General features: G+C 66.3%; 14 protein-coding genes and 1 tRNA gene. 11 read left to right on the top strand and 4 right to left on the bottom strand.

Features of this window, described 5'->3' with window-relative positions; all coding sequences use genetic code 11:
* The first annotated feature begins 83 nt into the window (after positions 1-83).
* Both VIK36_RS00190 and VIK36_RS00185 read left to right on the top strand, forming a co-directional pair.
* Positions 84-713, top strand: a complete 630-nt coding sequence (locus tag VIK36_RS00190; RefSeq protein ID WP_324643645.1) for a hypothetical protein — start codon at positions 84-86, stop codon at positions 711-713.
* Positions 714-773: 60 nt separating this feature from the next.
* Entirely contained in the window at positions 774-1382 is a 609-nt protein-coding gene (locus VIK36_RS00185) for a DUF6919 domain-containing protein (protein WP_324643644.1), read from the top strand.
* 28 nt (positions 1383-1410) lie between these two features.
* Here the strand turns inward: VIK36_RS00185 and VIK36_RS00180 are convergent, their stop codons facing one another.
* Positions 1411-1893: a pyridoxamine 5'-phosphate oxidase family protein gene (locus tag VIK36_RS00180; RefSeq protein ID WP_324643643.1), complete on the bottom strand. Its 483-nt coding sequence runs from the start codon at positions 1891-1893 to the stop codon at positions 1411-1413.
* A gap of 66 nt (positions 1894-1959) precedes the next feature.
* The gene (locus VIK36_RS00175; protein WP_324643642.1) at positions 1960-3405 is read right to left on the bottom strand and encodes an NAD(P)/FAD-dependent oxidoreductase; all 1446 of its coding nucleotides are present in this window, start codon (positions 3403-3405) and stop codon (positions 1960-1962) included.
* Positions 3406-3487: 82 nt separating this feature from the next.
* On the opposite strand from VIK36_RS00175, the gene VIK36_RS00170 reads away from it, so the two are divergent.
* Complete coding sequence (locus VIK36_RS00170) at positions 3488-4198, top strand: TetR/AcrR family transcriptional regulator (RefSeq protein WP_324643641.1); 711 nt, start codon at positions 3488-3490, stop codon at positions 4196-4198.
* A gap of 15 nt (positions 4199-4213) precedes the next feature.
* Here VIK36_RS00170 and VIK36_RS00165 read toward each other — a convergent pair whose 3' ends face one another.
* Positions 4214-5143 carry an NADP-dependent oxidoreductase gene (locus VIK36_RS00165; protein WP_255173854.1) on the bottom strand — a complete coding sequence of 310 codons (930 nt, stop codon included), beginning with the start codon at positions 5141-5143 and terminating at the stop codon, positions 4214-4216.
* 153 nt (positions 5144-5296) lie between these two features.
* Between VIK36_RS00165 and VIK36_RS00160 the strand changes: the two genes are divergently transcribed.
* Positions 5297-6424, top strand: coding sequence for an L-talarate/galactarate dehydratase (locus VIK36_RS00160; RefSeq protein ID WP_324643640.1), 1128 nt, complete (start codon positions 5297-5299; stop codon positions 6422-6424).
* Positions 6425-6447: 23 nt separating this feature from the next.
* On the top strand, positions 6448-7152 hold the full coding sequence (locus tag VIK36_RS00155) for a FadR/GntR family transcriptional regulator (protein WP_255173852.1): 705 nt from the start codon (positions 6448-6450) through the stop codon (positions 7150-7152).
* A 172-nt stretch (positions 7153-7324) separates the two neighbouring features.
* On the opposite strand, the gene VIK36_RS00150 is transcribed toward VIK36_RS00155, so the two are convergent.
* A tRNA-Leu gene (locus VIK36_RS00150) sits at positions 7325-7407 on the bottom strand.
* Between the two features lie 395 nt (positions 7408-7802).
* Between VIK36_RS00150 and VIK36_RS00145 the strand changes: the two genes are divergently transcribed.
* Genes VIK36_RS00145 through VIK36_RS00120 form a run of 6 tightly spaced genes read left to right on the top strand, consistent with a single transcriptional unit; the run spans position 7803 to position 15309 of the window.
* A complete protein-coding gene (locus tag VIK36_RS00145) occupies positions 7803-8549 on the top strand; it encodes a DUF3662 and FHA domain-containing protein (RefSeq protein WP_324643639.1) in 747 nt (248 codons plus the stop codon).
* Positions 8546-9028, top strand: coding sequence for an FHA domain-containing protein FhaB/FipA (locus VIK36_RS00140; RefSeq protein ID WP_255173850.1), 483 nt, complete (start codon positions 8546-8548; stop codon positions 9026-9028). Before VIK36_RS00145 ends, VIK36_RS00140 begins: the two co-directional genes overlap by 4 nt.
* Positions 9029-9030: 2 nt before the next feature.
* Positions 9031-10740, top strand: coding sequence for a PP2C family protein-serine/threonine phosphatase (locus VIK36_RS00135; protein WP_420716235.1), 1710 nt, complete (start codon positions 9031-9033; stop codon positions 10738-10740).
* Complete coding sequence (locus VIK36_RS00130) at positions 10737-12125, top strand: FtsW/RodA/SpoVE family cell cycle protein (RefSeq protein WP_324643638.1); 1389 nt, start codon at positions 10737-10739, stop codon at positions 12123-12125. The genes VIK36_RS00135 and VIK36_RS00130 overlap by 4 nt, the downstream gene beginning before the upstream one ends.
* Positions 12122-13582, top strand: coding sequence for a peptidoglycan D,D-transpeptidase FtsI family protein (locus tag VIK36_RS00125; RefSeq protein ID WP_255173848.1), 1461 nt, complete (start codon positions 12122-12124; stop codon positions 13580-13582). The genes VIK36_RS00130 and VIK36_RS00125 overlap by 4 nt, the downstream gene beginning before the upstream one ends.
* Positions 13579-15309 (top strand): serine/threonine-protein kinase, encoded by a 1731-nt coding sequence (locus tag VIK36_RS00120; protein ID WP_324643637.1) that lies wholly within the window; start codon positions 13579-13581, stop codon positions 15307-15309. The genes VIK36_RS00125 and VIK36_RS00120 overlap by 4 nt, the downstream gene beginning before the upstream one ends.
* The last annotated feature ends 1 nt before the right edge of the window (position 15310 follow it).

The raw sequence follows: 15310 nt of genomic DNA, 5'->3' as shown, positions 1-15310 counted from the left end.
AGACGGTCCAATGGAAGGACCAGCCCGGGCTTTCCGGCCGGGGCCAAGTCTTTGTGGGGAATGACGGGCGCGGGAGGTGCAGGATGTCAGTCGTGGCGGAGTCCTTGACCCAGGGACTGCTTCAAGGTGCGGGGGTGGTCCTGCTGTGCGGTCCCGTGTTGGTTGCCAGCGTCGCGGCCACGGTTTTCGTTGTACGACGACGGTCCCTGGCGTCCGCAGGCGGTGCTCCGGAGGCTCCGGACCAGCTGTTTTGGGACCTCTTCCTTGGTTCCTGCGTGGCGCTTCCGGCCCTTCTGATCCCGGCCCTGGTTTCGCCCTGGGCGGGGCTGGTGCTCGCCGGGGCAGCTGCGGCTTCGGGCCTTGCGGCCTACCGGGGCAGCCCGAAGTTCCTGGCGTGGCGCGCCGCCCGGCGTGAACACCGGGAACAGCTCACCGCCCATCAGGCCGCGCGGATACAGCACGACGAGCTCATGCTTCGCTGGCGGCGCTACGAACTGGATCCTGGCTGCAGCATCGACTACCCGGCATTGACCGACGTGCGGCTGCCGGAAACGTCCGCGCTGATCAAGGCCATGCGGACCGCTGACCAGCTGCGGACGGCCACGCACAAGGGCTACCCGGACGCCGTCGGAAGCCTGGCTGCATCGCTCGCAGCAGCGGAACGGGCGGCGGGAATTCCGGCGGCCATGCCGGTGGTGAAGCAGGCCGGCTGAGGTTAACGGCTGTGTCGAAGGGGTTGGATCGGCGCGGAGGCCCGGCGATAGCATCCCAAGATGAAGCCTGAGGAACTGCCTGTCCATGACGAGTACGGCCGGCTGCTGGAGGACCGCGGAGTCTGGCGGCAGGCCACCACGCTGGAGGCGGCCGGCGAGCTGACGGCACGGTGGCTGGAAGGCGGAAGTTCGTACCAGCCGGGCCATTTCGCTGCAGCGTTCGACGCCGAGACGGAACCACTGGCCGCGGAGTTGGCGGAGTTGAACCGCAGCGGACTGTTCACCAAGGAGTCCCAGCCGGGCATCCTGGCCGATGGGGCGGCGCAGCGGCAGTACATCACTGGCTTCTGCAGCGCGGAAACCGCGCGCGGCCTGCTGGCACTTTCCACCCGGACCGAGCTGGTGACGGTAGCCCACGCTCCCGGTGAGGCAAGCAGCGCCGCCATTCCCGTCACCCTGGCCGGAGCAGAGATCGCCACGGTGCTCGGCTCCAGCGAGAACCCCGTGGAGGAGGCCCAGATCCAGGATTGGGCCGGGGAGACCAACGATGCACTGGCCCTCCTGCTCGCGGATTCCTGGTATGTGGAAATCCTGGATCCTGTGTGGGGCCGCAATGACGTGCTGCTGCCTGCAGTCCTGGAGACATTGAAAGGGGCGGAGCAGCAGTAGCCGCCCCGCCCCTTGTCAACAGCCCGCGCTACAGCTCCACAGTGCCGCTTTCGCCGACGCTCATCCGGCTGTTGGTGACCTTTGACTTCACCCACTGCAGAACCGTGGCGGCCGTGCCGCCCGGGCTGGTCCAGTACTCGGCAGAGTCCGAATCGATGCGCAGCAGGCACACCTCGGGAGTATCCGGGCCGTCGGGGAACCAGGCTTCAACCGCCTGGTTCCACAGTTCATGGATCTTGGCCCGGTCCGTGACCACCTCGGCGGTTCCGGCCACGGACACCCATTCAGTGCTCTTGCCAAAGGCGACGTTGACGCGCGAATCAGCCCGGACATGCGCAACCTGGGACGTGCCAAGGCCCGTGAAGAACCACATGTCGCCGTCGTCCTTCACTTCCTGGACGGCCAGCGGCCGGCTGACGAGGGCGCCTTCTTCGTTGATGGTGGTGACCATCCCGATCTTGGAATCGTTGATGATGTCTGTAACCTTGCTGATGCTCTGGGCGTCAGTCATGCCTCACCTCGTTCGTCGAAAGTCGGGGACGCTCCCCGCCGCCAGCCTATTAGTAAGCATGCTTATTTACCAGCCGGCGGTTACCGGCACCTTCGCGACCTCGGCGATGCGGGCAGCGGTGATGCGGCCCATCCGGATGGCGCCGTCCACGTGCTGGTAGCCCTCGGCGGCGAGGTCGGAGGATGACCAGTAGATGGGCCCCACGGGCGCGTGCTGGTCCTTCCCGTAGCGGTGCAGTCCGCCCAGGTCGTAACTGGAAGCGTAGGCGCCGCGGGTCCACTCCTCGGAGCCCCAATCGGACTCGTAGTAGACCTCCGGCGCCAGGGCTTCCGCACCCAGGTAACCGGCGATCGAGTCAAGGATCGCCTTCCTGCGCTCTTCGGCACTCAACTCGAAAACGGCGTCGGCCTTCTCATCGGAGACGAAGCCCACCAGCGTGCCGCGGGCGTCGCCGTGGTTGGTGTTGTCGTAGACCTCCTGCACCAGGGCGTCGGCACCGAAACAGGTCCCGGAGAGTCCCCTGTCCCGCCAGAACGGGGTGCTGTAGACGGCGTGCACCTTGATGACCAGGCCCAGGGACTGGTGCTGGTGCATCTGGTGCTGGCGGCGCGGCAGCGGCGGGTTGAAGGAGACACGGGAGTACAGGTTGGGCGGAACGGCCATGATGACGAACCGGGCGTTCACTGTGGCCCGGTCGGATTCAACGGTGACGCGGTGGCCGCCGTCGGCATCCGGCTCCCAGTTGATGGTGCGTACCGGGGAGCCAAGGACCACGTCTTCCCCCAGTTCCTGTGCCTGCAGCAGCGAGACCTGCTGCATTCCTCCCACGACGCGGCGGTCCAGGATGAAGTCCTCGTCCGTCAGGTGGGTGAAGGATCCGGCGGAGGCGGCCATCAGGACGGCCTGCAGGGCGGAGAAGGAGTGCGCGGGTTTAGTGAGCATGCCGCCGGCGATGAACAGGCCGATGTTCCTGCAGGCTTCCTCGTTGGCTGAGTTCTGCCGCAGCCAGTGATGGAAGGAGATGGTGTCCAGTTCGCGCGCTTTGGCGTGTGCCCAGGGTTCGGTTGGTCCAATCTCTGCGGCGAGTCCGTCCAGCAGCGCCACCAGGCGGTCCATTTCGACGGCGGTGTCCGGGTTCACCGGGAAGGTGTCCCCGGTGTAGCGCACGGGTGAGCCGTCGGCGCCGATGTAGATGGACTCCCCTTCGCGGTAGCGCGGGTAGGTCTCCAGGCCCAGTTCCTGGAGCAGTTCCAGGAGGGCGGTTTGGTCCGGAGAGACCCACTGGCCGCCGATTTCGAGCATGGCGCCATCCACGGTGTCGGTCCAGGTGCGGCCGCCCACCCGGTCGCGGGCCTCGAGCACGGCGACGGTGAGGCCGGCTTTCTTCAGTTCACGGGCGGCGGTGAGTCCGGACGGCCCGGCTCCAACGACCACGACGTCGCGGTTCAGGTTCAGCATGATGTCCTCTCTGCGGCCCTTGGTGACGGGGACCACTAAATGAATATCATTCATTTAGCTAGAACTATAGCCGGTGCCTGCCGGGAGCGGAAGTGCTGGATGGAATAATGCAGGGGACACCGACGAAAGGGCAGCAATGCCGGCAGTATCAGCCGCACAGGGGCGCTCCGCCAGCAATGGCGGCGCACAAAGGAGGCGGGCAGGCCGGCCGTCGGCTGCAGTGCTGGACAAGGCGGGGATCACCGCAGCCGCCCTGGAACTGGTAAGCCGCAAAGGTTACGACGGCCTGACCATGGCAGCGCTGGCCAAGTTGCTCGACGTGGCACCTTCCGCCCTTTACAACCATGTGGCATCAAAACAGGACGTACTGCTCCTGGTGGAGGACCATCTGATGTCGCTGGTGGACGTCTCAGGCTTCGGGGACGGCAGCTGGGAAGACGCCGTCCGCACCTGGGCGTGGAGCTACCGGGATGTCTTCGCCGAACATACCCCGCTCATTCCCGTCATCGCAGTCCTGCCGGTGACGGACGCCCCGCAGACCCTTGCCATGTATGAAACCGTCAGCAAGGGGTTTTCCGACGCCGGGTTCCCCCGGGAGCGCATTGTCCCCGCCATCGTGGCACTGGAGTCCTTTATTTTCGGCTCTGCGTACGACGTCACGGCACCGGAGGACATCTTCGATTCCGGCTCCATGGCCGGGTCCACGCCCCATTTCACGGCGGCCGTGCAGAGTTCGGCCCAGGGGCAGGACAAGCCGGCCGGGCAGGAACGTGGCCGCCCGGCCGACACCGCCTTCCAACTGGGGCTCGAGGCCCTGATTGCCGGGTTCGGGGCCATCAGGACCTAGCGGCTGCCCCGGGCGTCAGGGGGTTTGGTCCACTGCCACAACAATCTTGCCGCGGGTATGCCCGGCCATGTTGAGCCGGAATGCGTCTGCGGCCTGGTCCAGCGGGAATACCTCGGCAACCTCCACGCGCATCTTCCTGTCGTCCACCAGGTCGGCAAGCTCCTGGAGCTGGGCGCCCACGGGGCTTACCCACATCCAGGTTCCACCATGTTCCTCGACGTCGCTGTCGGCGATGGAGGCATGCCTGCCACCGTCGGCAAGCACCGCGAGGGTGGCCCCGAGATTGCCGCCGACAAAATCGGCAACCACCTCAACCCCGTCCGGACGGAGCGACCTGACCCGGTCGGCAAGGCCGTCGCCGTAGGTGATGGGATCCGCGCCCAGGGACCGGAGGAAATCGTGGTTCTTTTCCGACGCCGTCGCAATGACATGGGCACCCAGGGCCACAGCGATCTGGATACCCAGGGATCCCACGCCGCCGGCTCCGCCGTGGATCAGCACGGTCTCGCCGGACGCGAGGCCAAGACGGTTCAAGACCTGGTAGGCAGTCAATCCCGCCAACGGTAGCCCTGCCGATTCGTTCCATTCGAGGGAGGCGGGCTTTCGGGCCAGGAGCCGTTCAGGAAGGGCAATGTATTCGGCGAAGCTGCCGCTGTGGACATAATCCTTCCGGCCATAGGAGATGACTTCATCCCCGGGCTGGAACTGCCGGGAATCAATTCCCACGGATTCCACCACGCCCGCCACATCCCATCCCGGGACCACCGGGAACTGCACGTCCATCGCAGCATCCAGGTAACCGGCCATGATCTTCCAGTCCACAGGGTTCACCGAAGCCGCTTTGACCTTGACCAGGACCATGCCGGGTCCCACTTTCGGCATTGGCTGCTCAGTGAGCTCAAGGACGTCAGGGCTGCCATATTCGCTGTAAGTGATCGCCTTCATGCCTGCATCAACAGCCTCCTGGCCTGCAGCTATTCCGGCTGCGCACCGTTAGTGGTGCATCGCACGAACAGCCCCACCTTCTTGTAATACAAGTAGGTAACTTATATCCTAAAAAGGTGGGCGAAGGAGCCCCGTCCCGCCCAAGGAGAATAAATGAGCACCGTCGATCTCATCCGGCACGTTAAGCTGTCCACCGCCAGGCTTCCCCTCGCCGTTCCCATCAGTGACGCCAAGGTCTTCACCGGCCGGCAGAAGCCCATGACCGAGGTGGTGTTCCTGTTCGCGGAGATCACCACCGAACTCGGCCACTCCGGAATCGGCTTCAGTTATTCCAAGCGCGCCGGCGGACCGGCCCAGTATGCCCATGCCAAAGAAGTTGCCGAAGGCCTCATCGGTGAGGACCCCAACGACATCGCCAGGATCTACACCAAGCTCCTCTGGGCAGGCGCGTCCGTGGGACGGTCCGGCGTCGCCACCCAGGCCCTCGCCGCCGTCGACATCGCTTTGTACGACCTCAAGGCGAAGCGCGCCGGACTTCCGCTGGCCAAATTCCTTGGCTCCTACCGCGACTCCGTGCGGACCTACAACACCTCCGGCGGCTTCCTGAATGCCACGCTGGAGGAAGTAAAGGCACGCGCCACCCAGTCGATCGAGGAGGGCATCGGCGGCATCAAGATCAAGGTGGGACTGCCGGACAGCAAGGAAGACCTGCGCCGCGTTGCCGGAATCCGAGACCACCTCGGCCCTGACGTTCCGCTCATGGTGGACGCCAACCAGCAGTGGGACCGCGCCACTGCCCTGCGCATGGGCCGCCGCCTCGAGGAATTCGACCTTATCTGGATTGAAGAGCCGCTGGACGCCTACGACTTCGAAGGCCACGCCCACCTGGCCCAGGTCCTGGACACCCCTATTGCGACCGGCGAAATGCTTGCCTCCGTGGCGGAGCACAAGGGCCTCATTGCCGCGAACGGCTGCGACATCATCCAGCCGGATGCCCCGCGCGTCGGCGGCATTACCCAGTTCCTCCGCCTCGCCGCCCTTGCGGACGAGCGCGGACTGGGACTTGCCCCGCATTTCGCCATGGAGATCCATCTCCACCTCGCTGCCGCATACCCGCGCGAGCCCTGGGTGGAGCACTTCGACTGGCTGGACCCCTTGTTCAACGAGCGCCTGGAAACCAAGGACGGCCGGATGATCGTCCCGGACCGCCCCGGCCTGGGCGTCACACTAAGCGACCAGGCACGCGCCTGGACCACCGAGAGCGTGGAGTTCGGCGCGTAACCCCGAACCCGTACCCTTGAGCCATGAGCCGGAACCTCACCGCGGACCTTGCCGCTGACCTCCGCAACCGCATCGTGGACGGCGTGATCCAGCCGGGCGAAAAGCTGCCCAGCGAGAACACGCTCATCAGCGACTTCGGCGTCAGCCGCACTGTGGTCCGGGCCGCCCTCACCCGGCTGCAGGCGGAGGGCCTCGTCGAAACCGAGCGCGGCCGCGGCAGCTTCGCCCTTACTCCCCCCGCGGAGGGGCCGCTGGCAGTGCCCGGAGCCCGCCCCGTGGCCACGACAGAGGACCGGCTGCACCTGCTGGCCTTCCGCATGGGCGTGGAGACGGAGGCTGCGGCCCTGGCCGCCCGGAACCACACGGACCGGCAACTGCGCGCCGTCGGTACGGCACTGGACGCCTTCAACGGAAGCGCCGGCCATCCTGCCAATGCCATGAAATCGGACTTTGAGTTCCACCGGGCCGTGGCTGCAGCATCCGGCAACCCCTATTACTCGGATTGCCTGGCGGCCCTGGGCCAGACCATGATTGCCATGCCCCGCACCCGCCTGATGACCGGCGTCGAGCATTACGCCCGGGACCATTTTGACCAGGTGGTCCAGGAGCACCGGTCCATCCTGGAGGCGATCGCCGACCGTGACGAGGCTGCCGCGGCGGCAGCCATGCGCAGCCATCTGGCCAACTCACGACGCCGGTTCAAGGCTTCGGCGCGCCCGTCCAGCTAGAGCCCCGTCAGTTTGCGGTGCCGGACAGGCGCTCAACGCACCCGCCACCGGACGAACCACCCTGGAACGCGCGGGTGCAAAGTCCGTGCGCGGGTGCAATCCTTCAGAACCGCCGATCCATGCGCGAAACGCAAAAGAGCCCCGGTCCAAGACCGGGGCTCTTCCATTTGCGTGCGCGAGGGGGGATTTGAACCCCCACGCCCTTTCGGACACTGGCACCTGAAGCCAGCGCGTCTGCCGTTCCGCCACTCGCGCGCAACTTCTTCCACTCAGCGGGGCCGGTTTCCCGTTCCGCGCCTCGTAAAAGCAGCGAGATCAAGCATAACGGACAGATGCCGCAAATTACCAATTGGCCCCCGTCCACGCCCCCGCATACCTCCACACCAGGCAAAAAACCGCGCAAAAGCAGGGATCACCGGGCAATCGGCCGCGTCCGTCATTCCCCGCCGCAACAGGCCGGAGCAGTCAAGCATCCGAACTTTTGCCGGCGCCCGGCCGTTGTGGATTAAGGTCATTCGCAGGGCTGGCCATTAGTATCGGATGTAGGAGTGGCCACTGCCCGCGGGCATCACCGCACATCGGTGGACTGCCCTGCAGGTGCTGGCCAGCAACAACTACTGCCCCGGAGCCGGGGGGAAAGGAGAAGAACCATGGGTCTGCTGGACAAGGTTGAACGTGGCATTGAAAAGGCCGTCCGCGGTGTCTTCTCCACCGGTTCCAAAGCACAGGTTGAGCCCGTTGAGATCGCCAGCCGGCTCCGCCGCGAGGTGGACCACAAAGCCCTTACGGTGGCTGCCGGGCGCACGCTGGTACCCAACGTTTTCGACGTCCAGCTCAGTGACGATGACTTTGGCCGCGCGCAGGAATGGGGCACGCCGCTGGCCGAAGAGCTCTGCGACGTGGTCATCAACCACGTCCGCAGCCAGGGCTACACCCTCCAGGGCCCCGTCCGCATTTCGTTCCGGCGCGACTCCGAACTTCGCGCCGGCGATTTCGAAATAGCTTCCTCCACCGAAAAGTCCCAGGGATCCGGAGCCGCCCAGCCGAAGCCCCAGCCCAACGTTCCCGCGGCCCCGAGCCGGCAGCCTGTCAGGCTCCAGCCGGTGCTGGACATTGACGGCCAGCGCTATTCGCTCAACGCCCCGTCCATCGTCCTGGGCCGGTCCTCAGAGGCAGATATCCACATCGAAGATACGGGCGTTTCCCGGCGCCACCTGGAGATCCGCACGGCCAACGGTGTCACCAGCGCCGTGGACCTGGGATCCACCAATGGCAGCTACGTCAACGGCCAGAAGGTCTCCGGAAGCACCGAACTCACAGACGGCTCCACCATCACGATGGGACGGACAAAGATCATCTTCCGCCTGCTTCCTGCCAACCAGGGTGGCCACGCATGAGCGACCTCACCATCACCGCGCTGCGGTTCGGCTTCCTGCTGCTCCTCTGGGTCCTGATCTTCAGCATCGTCTCCGCCATGCGCCGGGACCTGATGCTGGGCCGCAAGGCTGCCGCCGGCGCGCCCACGGCCCGGCAGCTCCGGCGCAACCCGGAACTGGCTGAAGCGCCGCCACAGCCTGTTAAGCAGCAGGCCCGGCAACTGGTGGTGCTCGAGGGTCCGCTCAAGGGCCGGACCCTGCCCCTGGCTGCCAGCCCCATCCTGCTGGGACGCGCCCAGGAAGCCACCTTGGTCCTTGAGGACGATTACGCCTCCGGCCGCCACGCCAGGCTCTTCCCGCAGGGCAGCCGCTGGTTCATCGAAGATCTTGGTTCCACCAACGGAACCTACCTGGGAGACCAGCAACTTACCCGTGCCCTGCCTGTCGAGCCAGGGGTACCCGTGAGAATCGGCAAGACGGTCATTGAATTGAGGCCGTAACTGTGGCCGAGGCTGAAAACCCCGCAACCGGCTCGAGTCCGGCTCAGCGGCCCCTCATCATGCGCTTCGCCGCGCGGTCGGACGTCGGCCGGATCCGTTCCAAGAACGACGATTCCGCCTACGCCGGCCGCCACCTCGCAGTGGTCGCGGATGGCATGGGCGGCCACGCGGGCGGCGATGTTGCCTCAGCCGCGACCGTCCTGGACATGATCCACCTGGACAGCGCGGACCACGGCGAGGACGCCGGGACCGTTTTGGCCGACGAGATCCAAACTGCCAACTCCCTGCTCTCTGAACTGGTGCACATCAACCCCAAGCTCGCGGGTATGGGCACCACCGTCACCGCGCTCCTGCTGGCGGATGGCAAACTGCATTTCGCCCACATCGGCGACTCACGCGCCTACCGGCTCCGCGATGGCGAGTTCAAGCAGGTCAGCGTGGACCACACTTTCGTCCAGCGGCTCATCGACGAAGGCCGGCTGCGGCCTGAGGAAGCGGAAACGCACCCGCACAAGAACGTCCTCATGCGCGTCCTGGGTGACGTTGACGCCAGCCCGGAGCTGGACCTGGACACCCTGGATGCCCGGCCCGGGGACCGCTGGCTGCTGTGCTCGGATGGCCTGAACTACGTAGCCGCGCATGCCGTGGAGCGGACTGTCCGCGAAACCCACAACCTGCATGAGTGCGCCGAAACCCTTGTTGAGCTGACCCTCGAGGCCGGTTCCCCGGACAACGTCACCGTGGTCATGGTGGACATCGTGGAGGAAACGCCCGACGACGTCAGCACGGCCGCCGTCGAAATTGTCCCCCCGGTGCAGGGCAGCAGGCCCGCTGCCGCGGCGGATGCTTCCCCGGCGGCCCAGGCTGCTGCCGCCGCCCCGCCCGATGGCCAGGAGGCAGCCGGTTCGGAATCCGGAGCTGCCAGGCCGGGCTCCGGGCCTGCCAAGGAATCGGCAGGCGGCGCCGACGCCAGGGACGGCGACGCCAACCCGGCTGACTCCGGCGGCACCGACCCCCACCTTGGGGAACACCTCTCCGCTGAGGTCCTGCGCGAAGAACTTGCCTCCCGCCCGCATGAGCTGGTGGGCGCCGCCGCTGCTGCCGCAGAGTCCGGTTCCATCCCCACCGTCGCGGGCCGTACCGTGGCCCGTCGGGCAGCAACGCTCCTCACGCACAAGGCGGAACCGGCTGACGGGGAAGACACCCTGCCGCCACTGCGTCCCCGCCGCTGGTTGACCTGGTCCATCGCGGCCGCCGTGCTGGTTGTGGTGGCCGTTGGCCTTTGGCTTGGTTACGCGTGGACGCAGACCCGCTACTACGTGGGTGAGTTCGACTCCCGGGTGGCCATCTACAACGGGGTGTCGCAGAGGCTGGGTCCCATCCAGCTTTCCTCCCTCGAAGCAGTGACGGATATCCGGATGGACTCCCTCCCGCCGTTCTCGCAGCAGCGCGTGCGCCAGACGGTTCCCGCCAATGACCTCTACGACGCCCAGCGGATCGTCAAGAACCTGGAGCTCACCGGGACAACTTCGCCCGAGGAAGAGTGCCCCAAGCCTTCCGCGTCCGCCAGTGCCCCGGCACCCTCCAGCAGTGCGCCCCCTGCCAGTGCAGCGGCGCCGCCACCGGCACCGGATGCGTCCGCTCCTGCCCCGGCGCCGTCTGCACCGTCACCCTCACCTACTCCCACCATCACCTGCGAGGCGGCCAAATGAGCCAGGTAAGCACCATGCCCAAGCCTCGCCGCAACGTGGAACTTGCGTTGCTGCTGCTGGCCCTTGCCGTAGGCATCGGCGCCAACATGATGGTGGGCGTGGACCAGGAAAAGGCCTTCGACTCCGATTTCTGGTTCCAGTCGAGCCTGCTGGCGGTGGCCGCCCTGGTGTTCCACGGCGTCCTGCGGTTCCGTGCTAAATATGCCGATCCAGTAATACTTCCCATTGTTGTTGCCCTGAACGGCCTGGGTCTGGCAATGATCCATCGACTTGACGCGCCTGGCGAGGACACCGGCAACAACCAGCTCCGGTGGACCCTCATCGCCATGGCGGTGGCCATCGCCGTGGTCTTCTTCCTCAAGGACCACCGCATCCTGCGCCGGTTCACCTTTATTTCGCTGGCAGCCTCGGCCCTGCTGCTGATCCTGCCGCTTGTCCCGGGGATCAGCGCCGGCGAAATCCTGGGCGCGAGGGTGTGGATCAGGGTCGGTCCCATGACGTTCCAGCCCGGCGAAGTCGCCAAGATTACGCTGGCCATATTCTTCGCCGGGTATCTGTCCTCCAACCGCGACCTCATTCTGCTCGCCGGCCGCAAGATCGGCCCCATGCAGTTCCCGCGGTTTAAGGACATGGGCCCCATGATCACCGCCTGGCTGGTCAGCATCGGCGTGCTCATCTTCCAGCGCGACCTGGGCTCCTCCCTGTTGTTCTTCGGCCTGTTCATCGTCATGATCTACGTGGCCACCAGCCGGATCAGCTGGGTGGTGATCGGGCTGGCCCTGATCATTGGCGGCGGCTTCGTGGCGGCCCAGGTGTTCGCCCACGTCCAGCAGCGCGTCTACGGCTGGCTCAACGCCTTCTCCCCCGACGTCTATGAGAACGGCAGCCGGCAGGTCATCGAAGGCCTGTTCGGCATGGCCAACGGCGGCCTGGTGGGAACCGGCCTTGGCCAGGGGCGTCCGGACCTTGTCCCTTTCGCCAACAGCGACATGATCATCGCCTCACTGGGCGAGGAACTGGGGTTGATCGGCCTGTTCGCAGTGGTCCTGCTGTACCTGCTGTTCATCACCCGTGGCTTCCGCGCCGCCCTGGGCACCCGGGACGCGTTCGGGAAACTCCTCGCCTGCGGCCTTTCCTTCGCGGTCGCCCTCCAGTGCTTCGTGGTCATCGGCGGCGTCACCCGGCTCATTCCGTTGACCGGGCTCACCACCCCCTTCCTCGCGGCCGGCGGATCGTCCCTCCTGGCCAACTGGATCATCGTGGGACTGCTCCTGATGATTTCGCACGCCGCCCGCGGACCCGTGGATACCACTCCGCTCCCGCCCGCAGGCGTGGCGGCGGCAACCGGCATTGACACTCCAACCGAGGCGGTGAAGCAGGCGTGAACCAGGCAATCCGACACTCATGGGTAGCCGCAGTGGCCATGTTTGCGCTGCTCTTCGGCGCCATCAGCTTTGTGCAGGTGGTGGGCGCCGACGATCTCAAGACCAATCCGCTGAACCAGCGCGCCATTCTCCAGAACTACTGCAATGACCGCGGCGCCATCATCGTTGGCGGCACTCCCGTGGCCGAGTCGGTGGAGACCGGCTCGGAGACCTGCAAGTTCCAGCGCACCTACGCCCAGCCGGAGCTGTATGCCGGGATCACCGGCTACTTCTCGAAGAACTACGGGGCCACGGGCCTTGAACAGGCCATGGGCGCCGAACTGGCAGGCAACTCGGACCAGCTCTTCCTGGACCGGGTGGGCCAGCTCTTCCTGGGCAACCAGCCCAAGGGCGCCTCGGTGGAACTGACCATCGACCCCCAGATCCAGCAGCTTGCCTACAGCCTGATCCCGGACGGCCAGCGCGGCTCGATCGTGGTCACCAACCCCAAGACCGGTGCCATCCTGGCCATGGCATCCAAGCCGTCCTACAACCCGAACCTCGCCGCCACGCAGGATGCCGCCGCCGAAAGCGCGAACATGAACGAACTGGTGAAGGTCCCCGGCATCAACCTGAACCAGAACGTCAGCGGCCCCACCGGCGAGCTCCTCGCCCCGGGATCGGTCTTCAAACTGGTGGACACAGCCGCGGCCCTGGCGTCGGGGAAGTACAACAAGGACAGCGTCCTGCCCAACCCGGCAGAGATGCCTTTCGATGGCATCCAGTACAAGCTTCCCAACTACGCCGGCGGCAACTGCTACACCAGGGACACCGCCGGTTTTGCCTTCGCCCTGCAGCAGTCCTGCAACACCCCGTTCGCCAGCATCGCCCTGGACCTTGGCCGCGACGCCATCGCCGCCCAGTACAAGAAGTTTGGGTTCGGCGAGGACGTCGGGAACCAGCTGAAGCTTGGCCACGCAACGGGGAACGGCTTCCCTGACAAGCTGGACGCGCCGGGCCTGGCCCAGTCCGCCATCGGCCAGAAAGATGTCCGGGTGACGCCGCTGCAGGTGAACATGATGACGAACGCCATCGCGAACGGCGGCGTCCAGATGGCGCCCAGCCTGGTCAAAACGCTGCGGTCCCCGGACCTGCGGGTCATAGATGAGCCGCAGCCGGCCCAGCTCAGGACATCCACCAGCCCGGAGATCGCTAAGCAAATCACCGAATGGATGACCAGCGTGGTGACGGACGGTATCGCCAAGGGTGCTGCGGTGCCCGGCGTGCAGGTCGCGGGCAAGACCGGCACCGCCGAACTCGGCAACGGAACCAACAACTCGTGGTTCACCGGGTTCGCCCCCGCTGACAATCCCAAGGTCAGCGTCACGATCGTCATGGAAGGCGTAGACATCTACGCGGGAGCAAAGCTGACCAGTCCTAACGCGAAGAAGATTTTTGAGGCGGTGTTGAATAAGTGAGGCCTACAACGGGAATCACCCTCGGCGGCAGATTCCAGCTGACCACGCGGATTGCGATCGGCGGCATGGGGGAAGTCTGGAAGGCCAAAGACCTCGTCCTGGGCCGCATCGTCGCCATCAAGGTGCTGAAGGAGGAGTACACCGGCGACCCGGGATTCCTCCAGCGCTTCCGCGCCGAGGCCCGCCACACTGCCCTCCTGAACCACGTGGGGATCGCCAACGTCTTCGACTACGGCGAAGAAGAGGGCTCAGCCTACCTGGTCATGGAACTGGTCCCGGGCCAGCCGCTGAGCAGCATCATCGAACACGAGCAGGTGCTGTCGCCGGACCGTACGCTGTCGATCATCGCGCAGACCGCCCGCGCGTTGGCCGTTGCGCATGCCCAGGGCCTTGTCCACCGCGACGTCAAGCCCGGCAACCTCCTGATCACCCCTGACGGCCGGGTCAAGGTCACCGACTTCGGCATCGCCCGCCTCGCCGACCAGGTGCCCCTCACCCAGACCGGGCAGGTCATGGGAACCGCCCAGTACCTGGCACCCGAACAGGCGACGGGCCAGACCGCCACCGGTTCGTCGGACATCTACTCACTGGGCGTCATCGGATACGAGTGCCTTAGCGGCCACCGCCCGTTCTCCGGCGAATCGCAGATCGCCATTGCCCTGGCCCAGGTGAACGACGCCCCGCCGCCCCTTCCGGAGAGCCTGCCCACGCCGGTCCGCGCGCTCCTGATGTCGATGCTGGCCAAGGATCCCAAGGACCGGCCGGCGAATGCCATCAAGCTCGCCGAAGCTGCGGAAGCCATCCGCAACGGGGATGTGGGAGCGGCCCGTGCCGCGGTGCCCGGCATGCTTCTTTTCGACGCCGAAACCGGCCCCATCACCGCACCCGTGGACACGGCCACGGCCCCCACGGGCGTCATCGGCACGCAGCGTGACTCCGCCCCCACCGCCACATCCGCGCTCCCGGTGATGGGCGCGGCCGCGGCCGGCGCTGCCGCCGGTATGGCTGCCAGCGCCCACGGCGCATCAGCCGATGGCGGGGAGCGTGCGCCGGGACCGCTGGCCCGCGCCAACGCATTGGCTGCCGAGCGGAACTGGGACCAGGAGGAGGAAACGTACGACGACGCGCCCTCCGATGAGCCCCGGCGCAAGGGACGCAGTCCGTGGACCTGGCCCTTGGTGGCCCTGATCCTGCTGCTCCTCTTCGCCCTGGTGGGCTTCCTCCTGAACCAGGTGGGGCTCTTCTCGCCGGCCGTCACCCCCAGCTCCACCGCCACCGCCAGCAGCGCACCGCCGTCGTCCGCAACGCCCACGCGGACCAGCGCCTCGGCCACGCCCACGCAGACGCGCAGCACGCCGACGCCCACACCCACCACGCAGCCCACCCAGGCCACGGTCAACGTAATACCGGCCGCGTACCTCGGCAAGGACTACCGCCAGGTCCAGTCCGCGCTGGCAGGCCTGGGACTCCAGGTGACCGTCCTTCCGCAGGAGAGCAGCACCGAGACGCCCGGTACTGTACTGGAGCTCAACCCCACCGGGACAGTGCCCAAGGGTTCGCTCATTACCGTCATCTACGCCACGGCTCCCAGCCCCGCGCCCACCACGGCGGCGCCAAGCCCTGCCCCCACGTCCTCGTCCCCGGTAGCGGGACCAACGCCCATCTCGCCCCTGGCAACCTGTGCGGCCGGTCAAACGGCGGGAACGCCCCCGACCTGCGCACCTTAAG

Origin of the sequence: Pseudarthrobacter sp. LT1 (genome assembly GCF_035621795.1) — a bacterium.
Lineage (GTDB): Bacteria > Actinomycetota > Actinomycetes > Actinomycetales > Micrococcaceae > Arthrobacter.
Note: the sequence above shows the minus strand (reverse complement) of the source record. Positions and strands in the feature narration are given on the sequence as shown.

Bases quoted from the DNA above. Each gene is read 5' to 3' on its own strand.
- VIK36_RS00185 (WP_324643644.1), top strand. From the start codon at position 774: ATGAAGCCTGAGGAACTGCCTGTCCATGACGAGTACGGCCGGCTGCTG.
- VIK36_RS00155 (WP_255173852.1), top strand. From the start codon at position 6,448: ATGAGCCGGAACCTCACCGCGGACCTTGCCGCTGACCTCCGCAACCGC.
- VIK36_RS00160 (WP_324643640.1), top strand. From the start codon at position 5,297: ATGAGCACCGTCGATCTCATCCGGCACGTTAAGCTGTCCACCGCCAGG.
- VIK36_RS00180 (WP_324643643.1), bottom strand. From the start codon at position 1,893: ATGACTGACGCCCAGAGCATCAGCAAGGTTACAGACATCATCAACGAT.
- VIK36_RS00190 (WP_324643645.1), top strand. From the start codon at position 84: ATGTCAGTCGTGGCGGAGTCCTTGACCCAGGGACTGCTTCAAGGTGCG.
- VIK36_RS00175 (WP_324643642.1), bottom strand. From the start codon at position 3,405: ATGAATGATATTCATTTAGTGGTCCCCGTCACCAAGGGCCGCAGAGAG.
- VIK36_RS00165 (WP_255173854.1), bottom strand. From the start codon at position 5,143: ATGAAGGCGATCACTTACAGCGAATATGGCAGCCCTGACGTCCTTGAG.
- VIK36_RS00170 (WP_324643641.1), top strand. From the start codon at position 3,488: ATGCCGGCAGTATCAGCCGCACAGGGGCGCTCCGCCAGCAATGGCGGC.
- VIK36_RS00140 (WP_255173850.1), top strand. From the start codon at position 8,546: ATGAGCGACCTCACCATCACCGCGCTGCGGTTCGGCTTCCTGCTGCTC.
- VIK36_RS00145 (WP_324643639.1), top strand. From the start codon at position 7,803: ATGGGTCTGCTGGACAAGGTTGAACGTGGCATTGAAAAGGCCGTCCGC.
- VIK36_RS00130 (WP_324643638.1), top strand. From the start codon at position 10,737: ATGAGCCAGGTAAGCACCATGCCCAAGCCTCGCCGCAACGTGGAACTT.